Source organism: Variovorax sp. OV084, from assembly GCF_900111625.1.
Taxonomy (GTDB): domain Bacteria; phylum Pseudomonadota; class Gammaproteobacteria; order Burkholderiales; family Burkholderiaceae_C; genus Variovorax.
This window is the reverse complement of the sequence record NZ_FOII01000001.1, coordinates 1,115,326-1,131,612: the sequence shown is the minus strand read 5'-3', so window position 1 is coordinate 1,131,612 and position 16,287 is coordinate 1,115,326. Positions and strand designations below refer to the sequence as shown.

At 65.5% G+C, this 16,287-nt stretch carries 18 protein-coding genes; 9 read left to right on the top strand and 9 right to left on the bottom strand.

The annotated features are described in order from the left end of the window. Positions 1 to 27: 27 nt before the first annotated feature. The 4 genes from BMW87_RS05515 to BMW87_RS05500 all read right to left on the bottom strand — a co-directional run bounded on the left by BMW87_RS05515 (position 28) and on the right by BMW87_RS05500 (position 2,297). Positions 28 to 360: a hypothetical protein gene (locus BMW87_RS05515; RefSeq protein ID WP_093074793.1), complete on the bottom strand. Its 333-nt coding sequence runs from the start codon at positions 358 to 360 to the stop codon at positions 28 to 30. Between the two features lie 127 nt (positions 361 to 487). Then, positions 488 to 1,000: a GNAT family N-acetyltransferase gene (locus BMW87_RS05510; protein ID WP_093074790.1), complete on the bottom strand. Its 513-nt coding sequence runs from the start codon at positions 998 to 1,000 to the stop codon at positions 488 to 490. A gap of 83 nt (positions 1,001 to 1,083) precedes the next feature. Beyond that, positions 1,084 to 1,638: a hypothetical protein gene (locus BMW87_RS05505; protein WP_093074787.1), complete on the bottom strand. Its 555-nt coding sequence runs from the start codon at positions 1,636 to 1,638 to the stop codon at positions 1,084 to 1,086. Next, on the bottom strand, positions 1,635 to 2,297 hold the full coding sequence (locus BMW87_RS05500) for a peptidoglycan recognition protein family protein (protein WP_093074784.1): 663 nt from the start codon (positions 2,295 to 2,297) through the stop codon (positions 1,635 to 1,637). Before BMW87_RS05500 ends, BMW87_RS05505 begins: the two co-directional genes overlap by 4 nt. A gap of 275 nt (positions 2,298 to 2,572) precedes the next feature. On the opposite strand from BMW87_RS05500, the gene BMW87_RS05495 reads away from it, so the two are divergent. Continuing rightward, entirely contained in the window at positions 2,573 to 3,601 is a 1,029-nt protein-coding gene (locus BMW87_RS05495; protein ID WP_093074781.1) for an aldo/keto reductase, read from the top strand. Here BMW87_RS05495 and BMW87_RS05490 read toward each other — a convergent pair. Next, entirely contained in the window at positions 3,598 to 4,491 is an 894-nt protein-coding gene (locus BMW87_RS05490) for a LysR substrate-binding domain-containing protein (protein WP_093054533.1), read from the bottom strand. The two genes, BMW87_RS05495 and BMW87_RS05490, sit on opposite strands and share 4 nt — an antisense overlap. 170 nt (positions 4,492 to 4,661) lie before the next feature. On the opposite strand from BMW87_RS05490, the gene BMW87_RS05485 reads away from it, so the two are divergent. Genes BMW87_RS05485 through BMW87_RS05465 form a run of 5 tightly spaced genes read left to right on the top strand, consistent with a single transcriptional unit; the run spans position 4,662 to position 10,289 of the window. Further along, the gene (locus BMW87_RS05485; RefSeq protein ID WP_093074778.1) at positions 4,662 to 5,807 is read left to right on the top strand and encodes a branched-chain amino acid ABC transporter substrate-binding protein; all 1,146 of its coding nucleotides are present in this window, start codon (positions 4,662 to 4,664) and stop codon (positions 5,805 to 5,807) included. A gap of 6 nt (positions 5,808 to 5,813) precedes the next feature. After that, a complete protein-coding gene (locus BMW87_RS05480) occupies positions 5,814 to 6,719 on the top strand; it encodes a delta(1)-pyrroline-2-carboxylate reductase family protein (protein ID WP_093074775.1) in 906 nt (301 codons plus the stop codon). Positions 6,720 to 6,747: 28 nt separating this feature from the next. Further along, a complete protein-coding gene (locus BMW87_RS05475; RefSeq protein WP_093074772.1) occupies positions 6,748 to 7,920 on the top strand; it encodes an NAD(P)/FAD-dependent oxidoreductase in 1,173 nt (390 codons plus the stop codon). A 51-nt stretch (positions 7,921 to 7,971) separates the two neighbouring features. After that, entirely contained in the window at positions 7,972 to 8,982 is a 1,011-nt protein-coding gene (locus BMW87_RS05470; RefSeq protein ID WP_093074769.1) for a class I fructose-bisphosphate aldolase, read from the top strand. A gap of 8 nt (positions 8,983 to 8,990) precedes the next feature. Next, a complete protein-coding gene (locus BMW87_RS05465; protein WP_093074766.1) occupies positions 8,991 to 10,289 on the top strand; it encodes an acetyl-CoA hydrolase/transferase family protein in 1,299 nt (432 codons plus the stop codon). 16 nt (positions 10,290 to 10,305) lie between these two features. On the opposite strand, the gene msrA is transcribed toward BMW87_RS05465, so the two are convergent. The 4 genes from msrA to BMW87_RS05445 all read right to left on the bottom strand — a co-directional run bounded on the left by msrA (position 10,306) and on the right by BMW87_RS05445 (position 12,903). After that, positions 10,306 to 11,007: a peptide-methionine (S)-S-oxide reductase MsrA gene (msrA, locus tag BMW87_RS05460; RefSeq protein ID WP_093074763.1), complete on the bottom strand. Its 702-nt coding sequence runs from the start codon at positions 11,005 to 11,007 to the stop codon at positions 10,306 to 10,308. A gap of 100 nt (positions 11,008 to 11,107) precedes the next feature. Further along, entirely contained in the window at positions 11,108 to 11,359 is a 252-nt protein-coding gene (locus tag BMW87_RS05455; RefSeq protein ID WP_093074760.1) for a pentapeptide MXKDX repeat protein, read from the bottom strand. 105 nt (positions 11,360 to 11,464) lie between these two features. Beyond that, positions 11,465 to 12,256, bottom strand: a complete 792-nt coding sequence (locus BMW87_RS05450; protein ID WP_093054549.1) for a molybdopterin-binding protein — start codon at positions 12,254 to 12,256, stop codon at positions 11,465 to 11,467. Further along, positions 12,256 to 12,903, bottom strand: a complete 648-nt coding sequence (locus BMW87_RS05445) for a cytochrome b/b6 domain-containing protein (RefSeq protein ID WP_093074757.1) — start codon at positions 12,901 to 12,903, stop codon at positions 12,256 to 12,258. Before BMW87_RS05445 ends, BMW87_RS05450 begins: the two co-directional genes overlap by 1 nt. A 98-nt stretch (positions 12,904 to 13,001) precedes the next feature. Between BMW87_RS05445 and BMW87_RS05440 the strand changes: the two genes are divergently transcribed. From BMW87_RS05440 to BMW87_RS05430, 3 genes are all read left to right on the top strand, one after another. After that, positions 13,002 to 13,727, top strand: a complete 726-nt coding sequence (locus BMW87_RS05440; protein ID WP_093074754.1) for a response regulator transcription factor — start codon at positions 13,002 to 13,004, stop codon at positions 13,725 to 13,727. Further along, a complete protein-coding gene (locus BMW87_RS05435) occupies positions 13,724 to 15,214 on the top strand; it encodes a sensor histidine kinase (protein ID WP_093074751.1) in 1,491 nt (496 codons plus the stop codon). Before BMW87_RS05440 ends, BMW87_RS05435 begins: the two co-directional genes overlap by 4 nt. A gap of 77 nt (positions 15,215 to 15,291) precedes the next feature. Then, positions 15,292 to 16,215, top strand: a complete 924-nt coding sequence (locus BMW87_RS05430) for a crotonase/enoyl-CoA hydratase family protein (RefSeq protein ID WP_093074748.1) — start codon at positions 15,292 to 15,294, stop codon at positions 16,213 to 16,215. Positions 16,216 to 16,287 lie beyond the last annotated feature (72 nt).

Here is a 16,287-nt window from a genome sequence, read left to right as displayed (position 1 = left end):
GCTGGCTGGTGTGTGTTGGTCAGTGCATCAGCGTGCGGCCGGAACCACGACAACGGTTCCGCTGCCGGTGCCAGTGCTGCCGGTGTTGCCTCTGGCGCCCGTTGCGCCGGTATTGCCCGTGTTGCCGGTATTTCCCTGATTGCCGGTTTCCCCTGTGGCGCCGGTGTTGCCAGTACTACCGGTGTCGCCTGTGGCGCCCGTGTTCCCTGTGTTGCCGGTATTTCCCCTAGCGCCCGTGGCGCCTGTGTAGCCGGTGCTTCCGGTGTTGCCCGTGTTGCCTTGGGGACCCATGGGGCCGGTGCAGGCAGATGCAGCAAGCAGGGCGAGCAACAGGATGGGCGGGAGTAGATATTTCTTCATGGAGGTTCCTTCTGGTGTTGGAGTGCGCGCAGCTCGAATAGAGGCTACGCCGGCCACAATGACTGCCCGCGCGTATTGCGTCTGTTCGGCACCGCGCATAGGTGCGAACCGCCCGGCAGCCCAGCCGTCAAAATCCCCGGCGCACAAGGGAGTCGCGATGAACGGACTGTTGTCGTTCGGTGCGCGCCTGGCCTGCATCCTTTTGCATGAACACGCTCAGCGGATCGTCGGGGTAGCTCCCAAACCGATCGCGCCGCGCGTAGCCCGCCCGCGCATAGAACGACAACGCCTCGGGTTGGCTCACGCCGGTCTCCAGCCTGAAGACCGCGCAGCCACGCGCCGTTGCTTCGCTTTCAAGAAAGCCGAGCACCTTCGCCGCGACGCCTTGCCCCCGGTTCTCCGGCCGCACGTACATGCGTTTTAGTTCGCCGAAGCCGGGCTCCATCACGATGGCGCCGCAGCCCACGGCCGTGCCTTCGCCGTCGCGGGCGACCGCGAACAGCACGTTCGGTGCAGACAGTGCCGCGATGTCGATGCCGTAGTGGCACTCGGGCGGATATAGAGGCTTCTGGTAGGCGTCGAGGTCGTCGATGAGCTGGACGACGTCGGGCTGGGTGGGGCTTTCGAGGGAGATTCGCATCGGGCGATGGTATCGAGCCGGCAGGGCTGTGCATCGAGGGGCCGGGCGAAGAAAACCCGCCGAAGCGGGTTGGGTGAGGGCAGTCAGCGGCTGACGCGCAGGGCTTTCAGCCGGCGCTCGGCTTCGCCGGGAGGAATCTTTCCCTCCGCCTCGAGCTTCCTGAGCCGTCGCTCATCTGCTCGATTCAGCGCATCTTTCAGCAGCGCCATCTTGCGGTTCCGGCAAGGGCTGCATTCGTAGAAGCTCGTCGGACTGCTCATGCGGTTCATCCTTGCGTCGTACTCGAGAGCAAGAGTTCGTCCGTTGGGCTCGATACCCATGATGAGGATTTTTCCGTTCTTGAACGTGACGTTGGCACCTCCTTCGCAGCCCGTGGTATCAGTTTTTTCAGGGTTGTAGGCACTACGCGAAATCCGGCGCATATGCCGCAGGGCAAAAAGAACGTCCTCTTCCGTCAAAACGACATCATCGCAATCGAGAAAATCCTTGTTCTCCCATACCGTGCTGCCCGAAGGTTCTGTGATCTCAACCTTCTGTACATGGCTGATGGGATACCGCCTGTCCGACGCTTGTGCCGGAAACATCGCAGCCGCAATCAAAAATGCCACTGGAATCAAGAGAGCGATGTTTCTTTTCATGGCGTTGGCACCTGCATTTTCCAATTTGCCCCCTGGGCCTCTGTCGGGTTCTTGCGGCTGACCAGAGGATGACGAAAAACTTCCTCGCTATCGATTCGGATCGACTCCCGAAGCACGCTGACAAGCCACGAGAGCGACTGATTCTGTGCTGCAGTTGGCTCGTCATAGATTCCACGCCTGCCGCGCAACTCATCAAGAGTCAGCTCTGCTTCCTTTCCGACAGCTCTAAATCCCGCAGGCAATCTGGCCCTTCCGACGATCTCGATCCCGATTGCCTCCATGTTCCCTGGATAACGTTCGCCCGGTGGTTTTCGCATTTCGATCTGGTGCATTCCCTCTACTCCCACCTTCGCAAAATCGCGTGGTTCGCATCTTGCCGTCGCCAGACACCTCGCCTTCAACGGCCCCACATGATTCGTCCTCTGATAGATCGCCGCCGTCTGGTAGATCGTCCCATCCTTGTCGATGAGAAAGTGCGCCCCGTTCGCCTTGGGATTCCTGTAGCTGTTCAATGAAGACGCCGAGGTATCGGCGTCCGTTTGATGCACCACGATGCCGGTGATGGCCCCGGCGCGTCTCCCTCGTTCGATCTGCGGACTGCGCGCATGTCGCACGCGCGCGTGGCTGATCATTCCGTGTTCGTCGATTTCGACAAGCATGGGTTTTCCTCCCTGAAGAATTTGTTGGTTATCGACTCTCTGCAGAAGCCAGGCCTTGCGCATCGGATGAGCGCGAGGCCACGACCTCGCGGCACATGCTAAAGGCTTAAAAAGTGAACTGGTTGATGACTTCGTCAACCACTTGTGGCCCGCTGCGCAAAGCCCATTCGTCCGCAGGGTTGAACGCGCCAACCAACAATGGCCGCGCGGCAGGCTGACCGGTCTGCCGGCCACCTTTCTTCATCCCGAATCCGCAAACACCAAGGAGTACCACTTTGGAATACCGTCATCTAGGCAAATCAGGCCTCAAGGTCCCCGTGTTGAGTTTTGGCACCGGCACCTTCGGCGGCAAGGGCGAGTTCTTCAGCGCGTGGGGCAGCACCGACGTGGCCGAGGCGCGCAAGCTCATCGACATCTGCCTCGAGGCAGGCGTCAACATGTTCGACAGCGCCGACATCTATTCGGCTGGTGCAGCCGAGTCGGTGCTCGGCGAGGCGATCAAGGGCCGCCCGCGCGACGGGCTGCTGATCTCGACCAAGGCCACCTTCCGCAGCGGCGAGGGGCCGAACGACGTGGGCTCGTCGCGCCATCACCTCGTGCAGGCCGTCAATGGCGCGCTCAAGCGACTGGGCACCGACTACATCGACCTGTTCCAGCTGCACGGCTTCGATGCGAGCACGCCTGTGGAAGAGACGCTTGGCACGCTCGACGATCTCGTGCGCGCGGGCAAGCTGCGCTACATCGGTGTGTCGAATTTCTCGGGTTGGCACCTGATGAAGTCGCTGGCCGTTTCAGAGCGCTACGGCTTGGCGCGCTACGTCGCCAATCAGGCCTACTACTCGCTGGTCGGCCGCGACTACGAATGGGAGCTGATGCCGCTGGCGCAAGACCAGGGCGTGGGCGCGGTGGTGTGGAGCCCGCTGGGCTGGGGCCGGCTCACGGGCAAGATCCGCCGTGGCCAGCCGCTGCCTGCCAATAGCCGCCTGCACGTCACTGCCGACATGGGCCCGCCGGTGCCCGACGAACTGCTGTACCGCGTGGTCGATGCGCTGGAAAAGGTCGGCGCCGAAGTCGGCAAGACGGTGCCGCAGGTCGCGCTGAACTGGCTGCTGCAGCGCCCGACAGTGTCGAGCGTGGTGGTCGGTGCGCGCGACGAGGCACAGCTGCGGCAGAACCTCGGCGCGGTGGGCTGGAACCTCACGCCCGCGCAGGTTGCCGAGCTCGATGCGGCCAGCACGACGACGCGGGCCTATCCCTACTGGCATCAGCAGGGCTTTCTCGAACGCAACCCCAATCCGGTCTAGGCCGGCGTCAGCCCGAGCACCCACCGCTTGAAGTGCTCCAGCGCCCCGGAGGCCGGCCGGCCTTCGGGGTACGCGAAGTAGTAGCCCTGGCGCACGTCGAGGTGGCGGTCCACCGGAATCACGAGTTCGCCTGCGCGCAACTCGTGTTCGATCAGGATGCGCGGCGCCAGGCCCACGCCCATGCCTGCCGCAGTGGCCGCGACGACCATGGTGAACAGTTCATAGCGCGGCCCGCGCGATGCGTGCACCGTGTACTCCCAGCCCTGCTGCGCATACCAGTCGCGCCAGGCATGGGCGCGTGTGCTCAGGTGCACGTGGCGGCATTGCTCGAAGCCGGCTTCGTCCCACGGCCCGTGCGCATCGCGGAACGCGGGGCTGCAGATAGGCACCATCTCGCCCTCGGCAAAGATCAGCCCGCCGCGGGTGTTCGGCCAGAACTGGTCGCCGAAGTAGATGGCCGCGTCGTACGCGTTCTCCTGAAAAGAGAAGGGCTGCGAGCGCGCCGACAGGTTCACCGTGATGTTCGGATGCAGCAGGCTGAACTCCGGCAGCCGCGGTATCAGCCACTGCGTGGCAAAGGTAGGCACCACCGCCAGTTCCAGCACGAAGCCCATCTCGTGGCCGGCGCTGATCTCCAGCGTGTCGCGGCGGATCTGGTCGAGGTGGCGCCTGATGCGCGCCGCGTATTCGCGGCCCACGTCGGTCAGCGTGAGCCGGCGCCGCACGCGCGAGAACAGCGGCACGCCGAGCCGCTGTTCGAGCATGGCCACCTGCCGGCCGACGGCGCTTTGCGTCAGCGCCAGTTCGGTTGCAGCGCGGGTGAAGCTGCCCAGCCGCGCCGAGGCCTCGAAGGCCTGCAGCGCGCCGAGGTTGGGAATGTCTTTTCTCATCGATTGCCAGCGGTTGTCTCAGTCGTTCAGCCAAAGCACCGGTCGTGCCCGGGGGGGGCGGTGTCCTTCCCTGCGTGCACAACGTTGTGCGTTTTTAGCGTTTGTTCGGCTTGCGCCCACGACTCTATTCTGCGTGCCGACCCCATGCCAACGATACGAGGAGACTTCCGATGATTGTTTTGCGCACCCGTTGCACTGCCCTGGGCATTGCACTGGTTTCCGTTCTGGGCCTGCCCGTCGCCGCGTTCGCGCAGGCCGAGCAGACCGTCACCATCGGCCACGCCGGCCCGCTCACCGGGGGCGCCGCCCACTGGGGCAAGGACAACGACAACGGCGCGCGGCTCGCGGTCGAAGACCTGAACAGGCAGGGCCTTGTCATCGGCGGCAAGAAGATCAAGTTCGTGCTGCAGTCCGAAGACGACCAGGCCGATCCCAAGCAGGCCATGGTGGTCGCCAACAAACTGGCCGACATGGGCGTGAAGGGCATGCTGGGCCACTTCAACTCGGGCGCAGCCATTCCGGCCTCGGCCGTCTACAGCCGCGCGGGCCTGCCCGACGTGTCCACCGCCACCAACCCGACCTTCACGAAGCAGGGCTACAGCAACGTCTTCCGCATCCTGGCCAGCGACGACGACGTGGGCACGGCCATCGCCAACTACACGGTGAAAGACCTGAAGGCGAAGAACATCGCCGTGATCGACGACCGCACTGCCTACGGCCAGGGCGCCGCCGAGGTGTTCACACGCGGCGTGAAGGCGCTGGGCGGCAACGTGGTGGCGCAGGAGTACGGCAGCGACAAGGCCACCGACTTCATGGCCATCCTCACCACCATCAAGAGCAAGCAGCCTGACGTGGTGTTCTACGGCGGCATGGACGCGCAGGGCGGGCTCATCGCACGGCAGATGAAGCAGCTCGGCATCACGGCCAAGCTGCTCGGCACCGACGGACTGTGCACCGACGAGGTCGCCAAGATCAGCAGCGGCGCGGTCGACGGGCTGCTCTACTGCACGCGCGGCGGCAAGGAACTCGAAAAGACATCGAAGGGCGCCGATTTCGAGCAGCGCTACAAGGCCCGCTATGGCGTCGACGTGCTGACCTACGCGCCGTACCTCTACGACGCCATGATGGCGCTGGCCGCCGGCATGCGCGCGGCCAACTCGGTCGAGCCCGAGGCCTACCTGCCGGCAATGCGCAAGGTGAAGTTCGACGGCGTCACCGGCACCATCAGCTTCGATGCCAAGGGCAACCTGCAGAAGCCGGATTTCACCGTCTTCACCTACAAGGACGGCAAACGCGTGCGCGTGGCCGGCTCCTGAGGCTGCATGCGGACACTGAACGCCGAGAAAACCGCCGCAGCCTTGCCCTGGGGCGCGCTGGTCGAGGCGCTGCTGCAGATGTTCGAGCGCGAACGTCTCGGCGAGGCGCATGCGTCGCCACGCACCTCGGTGCCGCTCGCGGCCGGCGGTGTCATGCTGCTGATGCCGGCGGCCGACCAGCACTTCGCCGCGCTGAAGACGGTGACCGTGCACGCCGGCAATGCGGAACAGGGCCTGCCGGTGGTGCAGGGCGACGTGACGCTGATGGATGCCGCCACCGGCACGCGGCTGCTCGCGATGGATGGCAATGTGCTGACGGCGCGACGCACGGCGGCGTTGTCGCTGGCGGGCGCCATGAGGGCAGGGCGTGGCGGCGCCGAGCGCATGCTGCTGATTGGCGCGGGTGTGCAGGCTCGCGCGCACGCCGAAGCCTTTGCCGAGGTGTGGGGCGTGCGGCATCTGAAGATCCATGCGCGAACGCAGGCCCATGCGGAAGCACTGGCGCAGCACATGCGCTCGCGCGGCGTCGACGCCAGTGCAATCGCTGACCCGACCGCCGCCGCGGAAGAAGCCGACGTGATCGTCGCCGCGACCAACTCGCAAGAACCGGTCGTCCCGTCGCGGGTGCGGCCGGATGCCATCGTGATCGCCGTCGGCGCCTATCGTGCTGACATGGCCGAGGTGCCGCCCGAACTGGTGCGGCGCTGCGCCGTGTTTGTGGATACGCTGGAGGGCGCGCGCAGCGAGGCGGGCGACCTGATCCGGGCGGGTGTCGATTGGTCCACCGTTCAGGCTTTCAGCAGCGCACAGCCGGTACAACAAGGTCGCCTGGTACTCGTCAAGACCGTAGGCCACGCGCTGTGGGACCTGGCGGCGGCGCGGCTGGCGTATGTGAATCAACAACAGCAGTGATGACGAGCAGCAAGAAGAAGGGCATTTCATGCGTCGTGTGGTGATCATCGGCGGCGGAGCCATCGGCTCCGCCATCGCCTACTTCCTGACCCGCAGCCCCGAAGAGGAGCCCTTCGAGGTCACGGTGGTCGAGCGCGATTTCTCGTACAAGCAGGCGTCGTCGGCACTGTCGGCCAGCTCGATCCGCCAGCAGTTCTCTACCGCCATCAACATCGAGATGTCGCTGTACGGCATCGACTTTTTCCGCAATCTCGGCGAGACGCTGCGCGTGGGCGACGACGTGCCCGACATCGGCCTGGTCGAGCCCGGCTACCTGTACCTCGCTTCGCCGGCCGGTGTCGATGTGCTGCGCGAGAACCACGCGATGCAGAAGGCGCATGCGGTGGACGTTGCGCTGATGACGCCCGACGAGCTGAAGGCGCGCTTTCCGTGGATCTCGATCGAAGGGGTTGCGCTTGCCTCGCTGGGCCTCTCGGGCGAGGGCTGGTACGACGGTTACAGCCTGCTGCAGGCCTTTCGCAAGAAGGCCGCCTCGCAGGGTGTGCGCTATGTGCAGGCGCATGTGACGGGTTTGCGCCGCAACGGGCGCACCGCGACCGGTGTGCAGCTCGACAGCGGCCAGACGTTGGAGGCAGATGTGGTCGTCAACGCCGCGGGCGCATGGGCTGCGAAGGTGGCGCAGTGGGCCGGCATCGATCTGCCCGTGCGCGGCCGCCGCCGCAGCGTGTTCAGCTTCTCGTGCCCCGACACGCTGCCCGGATGCCCGCTGGTGATCGACACCTCCGGCATCTGGCTGCGCCCCGAGGGCCGCCAGTTCATCTGCGGCTTCGCGCCGCCCGAAGACCAGGACCACGACGATGCGCCGCTCGAGGTCGAGTACGAAGCCTTCGACAGCTTCATCTGGCCATCACTGGCCGAACGCGTGCCGGCCTTCGAAGCCATCCGCATGACAGGCGCATGGGCGGGCTACTACGAGATGAACGTGTTCGACCACAACGCCATCCTCGGCCTGCACCCGGACTGCGACAACCTCTACTTCGCCAATGGCTTCTCGGGCCACGGCCTGCAGCAGTGCCCGGCGGCTGGGCGCGGAGTGGCGGAGCTGATCCGCTTCGGGGAATACCGCAGCCTCGACCTTTCGCCGGTGTCTTTCGCGCGCATTCTGGAGAACAGGCCGCTGCTGGAGAAGAACGTGATCTAGGCGGGGCCAAGGGGAGGGCGTACGATCTTCGCCAGAGAGGTGCACCTACCCATGACCGCACAGACACTGATCGATACCGCCCGCGCGCTCGTCGCAGGCGACAAGGGCTTGCTCGCGATGGACGAGAGCAACGCCACCTGCAACAAGCGCTTCGCCACGCTGGGCATTCCGCAGACCGAGGCGGCGCGGCGCGACTGGCGCGAGCTGATCGTCACCGCGCCGGGGCTGGGCGACAGCATCAGCGGCGCCATCTTGTTCGACGAGACCATCCGCCAGAAGACCAACGCGGGTCAGCCCTTTGCCAAGGCGCTTGAGGGCGCGGGCATCATCCCCGGCATCAAGGTCGACACGGGTGCGAAGCCGCTGGCCGGACATCCCGGCGAGACCGTCACCGAAGGGCTTGACGGTCTGCGCGAGCGCCTTGCCGAATACGCCGGCATGGGCGCGCGCTTTGCCAAGTGGCGCGGCGTGATCGCCATCGGCGACGGCCTGCCGACGCGCGCCTGCGTTCGCGTCAATGCCCACGCGTTGGCTCGCTACGCCGCGCTGTGCCAGGAAGCCGGCCTGGTGCCCATCGTCGAGCCTGAGGTGTTGATGGACGGTGGCCACTCGCTCGCGCGCTGCGCCGAAGTTACCGAAGAAGTGCTGCACAAGACTTTCGCCGAACTGCGCGCACAGGGCGTGCTGCTCGAAGGCATGCTGCTGAAGCCGAACATGGTGTTGCCGGGGCAGAAGACGGCCGTTCAGGATTCTGTCGAGGCGGTCGCGGAGGCCACGGTCAACTGCCTGCTGCGCACCGTGCCTGCAGCAGTGCCCGGTGTGGCGTTTCTCTCGGGCGGCCAGTCGGCGCAGCTGGCTTCCGCACGGCTGAACGAAATGAACATCCGGTTCAAGTCGCGCATGCCGTGGGCGCTGGCCTTCTCGTTCTCCCGCGCGGTGCAGCAGCCCGCGCTCGATGCATGGAAGGGCGATGCCGCCAACGTGTCTGTTGCCCAACAAGCGCTGGTGCTCCGCACCCGGGCCAATCAGGCCGCGCGTCGCGGCGACTACAAAGAGGCATAGAGCCACGCATGACGACCCCTCAGGACCTGTACCGCCAGAAGCTGGCATCTCCCGCCGACGCCGTGCGCCAGGTGCGCAACGGCGACATGATCATCGTGCCGACAGGAGTCGGCGAGCCGCCCACGCTGCTCACGGCACTGTCGGAGCATCGCCGCGATTTCCGCGACGTGAAGGTCGCGCAGATTCTTGCGATGCGCAAGTACGCCTACATCGACCCCGAGACAGTCGAGCACGTGCGCCACGTCGCGTTGTTCTTCGGTGGGGCCTCCCGCGCGGGCGGGCAGGAGGGCTGGATCGACTTTCTGCCGAACTACTTCTCGGAGATTCCCGCGCAGATCGAGCGCGGGCAGATGCCGGCCGACGTGGTCTTCAGCATGGCCTCGCCCATGGATGCGCATGGCTACTTTGCCCTGAGCCTGGGCGCCGACTACACGATGGCCGCGGTTGCCAGGGCGCGTGCCGTGGTGCTCGAGGTGAACCCGAACGTGCCCTTTGCCTGTGGCGCCTGCCATGTGCACATTTCGCAGGTGACCGCGCTCGTGGAAAACGAGGCGCCGGTCATGGAAGTCGGCCTGCCGAAGATCGGGGTGGTGCAGGAAGCCATCGGCAAATACGTGGCCGACCTGATCGACGACGGCTCGACGCTGCAGATCGGCTACGGCGGCATTCCCGACGCGGTGGTGATGCAGCTAACGCACAAGCACGACCTGGGCATCCACACCGAGATGATCGGCGACGGCATTCTCACGCTGGTGGAGAGCGGGGCCGTGACCAATCGGCGCAAGAACTACCTGCCGGGCAAGTCGATCGCCACCTTCGCGCTGGGGTCGAGCAAGCTCTACCGCTTCATGGACCGCAACCCGGCGCTGGAGATGCACCCGGTGAACTTCACCAACGACCCAGCGCTGGCGGGGCTCAACGACAACCTCATCGCAATCAACGCGACGATGCAGATCGACCTGCTGGGCCAGTGCGGCTCTGAGAGCCTGGGCCACGCGCCGTACTCGGGCACGGGCGGGCAGTCGGACTTCGTGCGTGCCGCCAATCGTTCGCGCGGCGGCAAGGCTTTCATCGTGCTGCCTTCCACGGCCAAGGGCGACACCATCTCGCGCATCGTGCCCTCGCTGTCGCCGGGCACGCATGTGAGCACGAGCAAGAACGACATCAACTACGTGGTCACCGAATACGGAGTGGCCCAGTTGCGAGGCAAGTCGGCGAAGCAGCGGGCGCGCGAACTCATCGGCATCGCGCATCCGGCCTTCCGGGCGGAGCTGACCGAGCAGGCCAGGCGGCTGAAGCTGCTGTAGGCCTGCGGGTTGGCTATCAGCCGGCCTTGGCCGCCTTCACCAGCGAAGGCGTTGCCTTGTAGCTCTCCGGGAACAGCTTCTTCAGGTCGTCGATCTTCGGCATGTCGTTGATCGCGATGTAGGGCTGGCTCGGGTGCAGCGTCAGGTAGTCCTGGTGATAGTCCTCGGCCGCATAGAAGGGCTTGGACATCTCGACCGTGGTGGCCAACTGCTTGCCGAAGGTCTTGGCCTGGTTCAGCTGTGCGATGTAGGCGGTGGCGATGCGCGCCTGCTCGGCGTTCTCGGCGAACACGGTGGAGCGGTATTGCGTGCCGGTGTCCGGGCCCTGGCGGTTGAGTTCGGTCGGGTCGTGCGCCACCGAGAAGTAGATCTGCAGCAGCTTGCCGTAGCTGACCTGCTGCGGGTCGTAGGTGATGCGCACCGATTCGGCATGGCCCGTGCGGCCCGAGCCGACTTCGTCGTAGCGCGCCGTCTTGGCGTCGCCGCCGGCGTAGCCCGATACGGCATTGCTCACGCCCTTGACGCGCTGGAACACGCCCTGAACGCCCCAGAAGCAGCCGCCGGCGAACACGGCGGTTTCGGTCTTTGCGGCCGGCGGTGCCACGAGGTCTGTCGTGGGCGCGGGCACGCGGCGGGCGGTTTCGGCGAACGAAGGCACTGCGTGCCAGACCAGCGCGGCGGCAGCCAGTGTGCCGGCGGTGAGTGCGAGGGATTTCATGGGGGCTCCTTGAGGGCGAGTTTCGGTGGCTGGGAAGCTGGTTGACGCGACATTGACGCCGAATCTGCCGGGCGTCAATGGCGTTTGCGGGGTGCTCTGCTTACTTCTTCATCTCGTCCTTGCTCATGCTGTCCTTCTTCATGGCGTCCTTGGACATCGAGTCTTTGGCCATCGAGTCCTTCTTCATGGCGTCTTTCGACATGGAGTCCTTCGCCATCGAGTCTTTCTTCATGCCGTCCTTGGACATCGAGTCCCTGGCCATGCCGTCTTTCGCCATTTCGTCCGCGGCGAAAGCCGAGGCGCCGGCGAAGGCCATGCAGGTTGCGAGCAGGGTTGCGGTGAGCTTGTTCATTGGAGTCTTCCTGGGTTGAGTTTGGATTTCGTTTCAAAGATCGGCCTGGTTACAGTGAACTGGGCCTTGCGCTTTCTTCGGCAGTCGAGCGGCTGTGTCGGCCCCTCAGCTCCCTCCGAACCAGTTGTAGCCCTGGTCTTCCCAGTAGCCACCTGTGTAGGTGTTGGTGACGAACATCGCCTTGATGTGCTTCGGGTTCTTGTAGCCAAGCTTGGTCGGCATGCGCAGCTTCATCGGAAAGCCGTACTTGGGCGGCAGCGGCTGGCCGTCGTAGGTCAGCGTCAGCAGCGTCTGCGGATGCAGCGCGGTGGGCATGTCGATGCTGGTGTAGTAGTCGTCCGCGCACTTGAAGCCGACGTACCTGGCAGTCAGGTCGGCGCCGATGTGGCGCAGGAAGTCGGCAAAACGCACGCCGCCCCATTTGCCGATGGCGCTCCAGCCTTCCACGCAGATGTGGCGCGTGATCTGGTCGTGCTGCGGCATGGCACGCAACTCGGCCAGCGTCCAGGCATGTTTGTCGGCGACCATGCCGGTCACTTCGAGCTTGTAGCTGGCTTCGTCTACTTCGCGCACCTCGTCTTCTCCGTAGTAGGCGTTGAACGGGAAGGGGCGCGTGATCTCGGCTTCGGTGTAGGTTGGGGCAAGCTGCGTCGGGCTGAAGATCAGGCCCTGCACCTTGTCGTTGAAGCGCGAGATCTTCGTGAGCGCCGCTTCCACCTGCGCGTTGTCGCTGATGCTGCAGCCCGTGAGAAGCGAGAGGCCGCCGAGCGTGAGCGAGCGTTGCAGGAAGGCGCGACGCGAAGGCTGGTCGAGCTTCTTCGCAATCAGCGTGCGGGCTTCATGCAGCACGGCGTCGCCGTCGATGCCGCTCAGGGTGGGGGCTTTGAAGATTTTCATCAGGCTTTTGGCGCACGGCCGCGGATCATGGTGAGGAGGGTGCGGGGCACCAGGGCCACCATCACCAGATGCACGACGACGAAGGCGACGATGGCCGCCATCGCAAAGAAGTGGATGCGGCGCGCAAACTCGTAGCCGCCCAGCAGGTCGCGAAGCACGGCGAACTGCACCGACTTCCACAGCACCAGGCCCGACAGCACGATCACGATCAGGTCGAGCATCACGAACAGGTAGGCCAGCTTCTGCACGCTGTTGTAGTGGCGCGGGTCGGCGTGCGAGAGCTTGCCTTTCAGCGCGGCCAGCGCGTCGTGCCAGATGCCGGACGGCGTCACCGGAAAGAACTTGCGGGCAAGCCGGCCACTGGCGATGTTCATGGCCAGGTACACGAAGCCGTTGAACACCAGCAGCCACATGGCCGCAAAGTGCCACTGCAGCGCACCGCCGAGCCAGCCGCCGAGCGTGATGACGGTCGGAATGGTGAAGGGGAAGAACGGCGCCGCGTCATAGATGCGCCAGCCGCTCGTCACCAGGATCACCACTGCCAGTGCGTTGAGCCAGTGCGTGATGCGCATCCACAGCGGGTGGATGGGGCGACGATCGACCTCGGGGGCCGGCTCGGCGAGTGGGGCGATGGCTGTGCTGTTCATGGGGCGGATTGTTGGGCGCACCCCATGGCCGATTCATCACGCAAAGTTCAATTAATCGTGATAACTCCGCAAGCCGTATCGCAGGACAATGGCGCCCCATGGACACCTCCAAGCGCGTGCTGATCGTCGAAGACGACGCCCACATTGCCGAACTCCTGCGCATGCATCTGCGCGACGAAGGCTATGCGGTCGAGCACGCCGCCGACGGCCACGCCGGCCTGCGCGAGCTGGAGCGCGGCAACTGGGACGCGCTGGTGCTCGACCTGATGCTGCCCGGCATCGACGGCCTCGAAATCTGCCGCCGCGCCCGCGCCATGACGCGCTATACGCCGATCATCATCATCAGTGCCCGCTCGAGCGAGGTGCACCGCATCCTCGGGCTGGAGCTGGGCGCCGACGATTACCTGGCCAAGCCCTTCTCGGTGCTGGAACTGGTGGCGCGCGTGAAGGCGCTGCTGCGGCGCACCGACGCACTGGCGCGCAATGCGCGCATGGAGTCGGGCAGCCTCACGCTCGGCAATCTCGACATCGAGCCGCTGGCGCGCGAGGTGCGCGTGGACGGCAAGCTCATCGAGCTCACGCCGCGCGAGTTCGACCTGCTTTACTTCTTCGCGCGCAACCCCGGCAAGGTGTTCTCGCGGCTCGACCTGCTCAACCAGGTCTGGGGCTACCAGCACGACGGCTACGAGCACACCGTCAACACGCACATCAACCGGCTGCGCACCAAGGTCGAGGCCGATCCTGCGGAGCCCCGGCGCATCCTCACGGTATGGGGGCGGGGCTACAAGCTGTCGGCCACCGCGACCGGGGAGGACTCTGCATGATGGCGTGGGCCACGCTGTCGCGGCGGCTGTCGGCCGTGTTCGCGGTGCTGCTGCTGGTGTGCTGCGGGGCCTCGGCGTGGCTGCAGATGCGCTCCAACGGCATCCACGAACAGGAGGTCATCCAGCGCCTGTCGCTCGGGCTCGCGGCGCACATCGCCGAGAACTCCGAGCTCATGAAGCCTGGCGGACTCAACCAGGAGGCGGTGAAGGATCTTTTCGACAAGCTCATGGCCGTCAACCCGAGCGTGGAGGTCTACCTGCTGGGGCTGGACGGCCGCATCAAGGCGCAGGCCGCACCGCTTGGGCACCTGAAGCGCGACAAGGTCGAGCTGGGGCCGATCCGCAAGCTGCTGTCGGGTGCGCCGCTGCCCATCGGCGGCGACGATCCGCGAAGTCTTGCCGCGTCCAAGGTGTTCAGCGCCGCGCCGCTGCGCATGGACGGGCGCGACGTGGGATACGTCTACGTGGTGCTGCAGGGCGAAGACCACGACGCGCTGGTCGCCAATGCGGCGACCGACAACGTGCTGCGCACCACGCTGTGGTCGATGGGGCTGGTGGCGCTGCTCGGGCTGCTCGCGGGCCTTGCGGCTTTTCGCCTCATCACGCGGCCGCTGCGCGAGCTGACCTCGGCCGTCAAGCGCTTCGAGACAGAAGGCATCGCTTCGCTCGAAAGCGAGGCTCCCACGCTGGAGCGCCTCTCCCACGGCAGCGACGAAATCGCGCAACTGGGCCAGGCCTTCACGCAGATGACGCGCCGCATCGCCGAGCAATGGCGCGAGCTGACCCTGCAAGACCAGCAGCGCCGCGAGCTGTTCGCCAACATCTCGCACGACCTGCGCACGCCGCTCACCTCGCTGCACGGGTATCTCGAAACGCTGCTGCTCAAGGCCGGCTCGCTCAGCGAGGAAGAGCGCCGGCGCTATCTGGAGATTGCGCTTGGCCAGAGCCGCAAGGTCGGCCGCCTCGCGCAGGAAGTGTTCGAACTGGCACGCCTCGAATACGGCGTGGTCAAGCCCGAGAAGGAAAACTTCGCACTCGCCGATCTGGTGCAGGACGTGTTCCAGAAGTTCGAGCTGGCTGCCGAGGCGAGGCATCAACGCCTCAAGCCCGACATCGCGCCGGGCCTGCCGGTGGTGTCGGCCGACCTCGGCATGATCGAGCGCGTGCTGACCAACCTGCTCGACAACGCCATCCGCCACACGCCCGAGGGCGGTGAAATCGTGGTGCAGCTGCGTGCCGAGAACGCAGGCGTGACGGTTCAGGTGAGCGACACGGGCCCCGGCATTCCGGGCGAACTGCAGCCGGCCCTGTTCATGCGCCCCGTGTTCATGAGCGGATCGCGCACCGACAGCGCGAGCAGCGGCGGGCTGGGCCTGGTAATCGTGAAGCGCATTCTTCAGCTGCACGGCAGCGACATACGGCTGGTGCAGCAGCCGGACAAGGGCGCGGTGTTCCGCTTTCAGCTGGGTGGTGCGGCAAGCGCCTGAAAGGCTTGCAGGTTTGCCTGCGCGTGGGTGACGATGCTGCAAGAGCAGCACAACCCTCACGCAAGGAGACAAGCCAGATGCCAGCCTTCGAAACCGTCCTGATCGACAAGGACCCGCAACACCCGCGCATCGCGCGCCTCTTGCTCAACCGGCCCGAGAAGCTCAACGCCATCGGCGAGACCACGCCTTCGGAGATTCGACGCGCGGTCGAATGGGCCGAAGCCGATGACGAAGTGCATGTGATCGTGGTCGAAGGCGCAGGCCGCGCCTTCTGTGCCGGCTACGACCTCGGCGACTATGCCGAAGGCCATGGTCGCGAGGGGGAGGGCGACCACCCCTGCCGGCAAGAGAAAACGCCGTGGGACCCGATGCTCGACTACGCCGCCATGAAGCGCAACACCGACGACTTCATGGCCCTGTGGCGCAGCCGCAAACCCACCATCGCCAAGGTGCACGGCTATGCGGTTGCGGGCGGCAGCGATATCGCGCTGTGCTGCGACCTGCTGACCATGGCCGACGATGCGCGCATCGGCTACATGCCCACGCGCGTGTGGGGCTGCCCGACCACCGCGATGTGGACCTATCGCCTCGGTGCCATGCGCGCCAAGCAGCTCATGTTCACGGGCGACACCATTGCCGGCACGCAGGCGGCCGATTGGGGTCTCGCCAATTTCTCGGTGCCCGCTGATCAGCTCGACGACGCCACGCTGAAGCTCGCACTGCGCATCGCGGGCGTGCCGCGTTCGCATCTGATGATGCACAAGCTGGTCGTCAACCAGGTCTGGCATTCGATGGGACTGGAGCAGAGCCAGATGTTCGCGACCGTCTTCGACGGCATCACGCGCCACAACCCCGAAGGCATGTGGTTCCGCCGCCAGGCCGAGGCCGAAGGCTTCATGAGCGCGGTGCAGTGGCGCGACAGCGGCCGGCCGATTCCCGAGGGCGACGAAGCCCGCGCACGCATTGCCGAGCTCGAAGCGAAGCTGGCAGCGCGCGGCTGATCCGGCATGGGCAGGCGCCGGTGCGCGCCGATGGCCCTTTGTCGCGTGGTGCATGTCACGCGACCGACACCT

What these genes read in the sequence shown, in the direction of transcription:
- BMW87_RS05515 (WP_093074793.1), bottom strand. Translation starts at nt 360, where the DNA reads ATGAAGAAATATCTACTCCCGCCCATCCTGTTGCTCGCCCTGCTTGCT.
- BMW87_RS05510 (WP_093074790.1), bottom strand. Translation starts at nt 1,000, where the DNA reads ATGCGAATCTCCCTCGAAAGCCCCACCCAGCCCGACGTCGTCCAGCTC.
- BMW87_RS05505 (WP_093074787.1), bottom strand. Translation starts at nt 1,638, where the DNA reads ATGAAAAGAAACATCGCTCTCTTGATTCCAGTGGCATTTTTGATTGCG.
- BMW87_RS05500 (WP_093074784.1), bottom strand. Translation starts at nt 2,297, where the DNA reads ATGCTTGTCGAAATCGACGAACACGGAATGATCAGCCACGCGCGCGTG.
- BMW87_RS05490 (WP_093054533.1), bottom strand. Translation starts at nt 4,491, where the DNA reads ATGAGAAAAGACATTCCCAACCTCGGCGCGCTGCAGGCCTTCGAGGCC.
- BMW87_RS05485 (WP_093074778.1), top strand. Translation starts at nt 4,662, where the DNA reads ATGATTGTTTTGCGCACCCGTTGCACTGCCCTGGGCATTGCACTGGTT.
- BMW87_RS05480 (WP_093074775.1), top strand. Translation starts at nt 5,814, where the DNA reads ATGCGGACACTGAACGCCGAGAAAACCGCCGCAGCCTTGCCCTGGGGC.
- BMW87_RS05475 (WP_093074772.1), top strand. Translation starts at nt 6,748, where the DNA reads ATGCGTCGTGTGGTGATCATCGGCGGCGGAGCCATCGGCTCCGCCATC.
- BMW87_RS05470 (WP_093074769.1), top strand. Translation starts at nt 7,972, where the DNA reads ATGACCGCACAGACACTGATCGATACCGCCCGCGCGCTCGTCGCAGGC.
- BMW87_RS05465 (WP_093074766.1), top strand. Translation starts at nt 8,991, where the DNA reads ATGACGACCCCTCAGGACCTGTACCGCCAGAAGCTGGCATCTCCCGCC.
- msrA (WP_093074763.1), bottom strand. Translation starts at nt 11,007, where the DNA reads ATGAAATCCCTCGCACTCACCGCCGGCACACTGGCTGCCGCCGCGCTG.
- BMW87_RS05455 (WP_093074760.1), bottom strand. Translation starts at nt 11,359, where the DNA reads ATGAACAAGCTCACCGCAACCCTGCTCGCAACCTGCATGGCCTTCGCC.
- BMW87_RS05450 (WP_093054549.1), bottom strand. Translation starts at nt 12,256, where the DNA reads ATGAAAATCTTCAAAGCCCCCACCCTGAGCGGCATCGACGGCGACGCC.
- BMW87_RS05445 (WP_093074757.1), bottom strand. Translation starts at nt 12,903, where the DNA reads ATGAACAGCACAGCCATCGCCCCACTCGCCGAGCCGGCCCCCGAGGTC.
- BMW87_RS05440 (WP_093074754.1), top strand. Translation starts at nt 13,002, where the DNA reads ATGGACACCTCCAAGCGCGTGCTGATCGTCGAAGACGACGCCCACATT.
- BMW87_RS05435 (WP_093074751.1), top strand. Translation starts at nt 13,724, where the DNA reads ATGATGGCGTGGGCCACGCTGTCGCGGCGGCTGTCGGCCGTGTTCGCG.
- BMW87_RS05430 (WP_093074748.1), top strand. Translation starts at nt 15,292, where the DNA reads ATGCCAGCCTTCGAAACCGTCCTGATCGACAAGGACCCGCAACACCCG.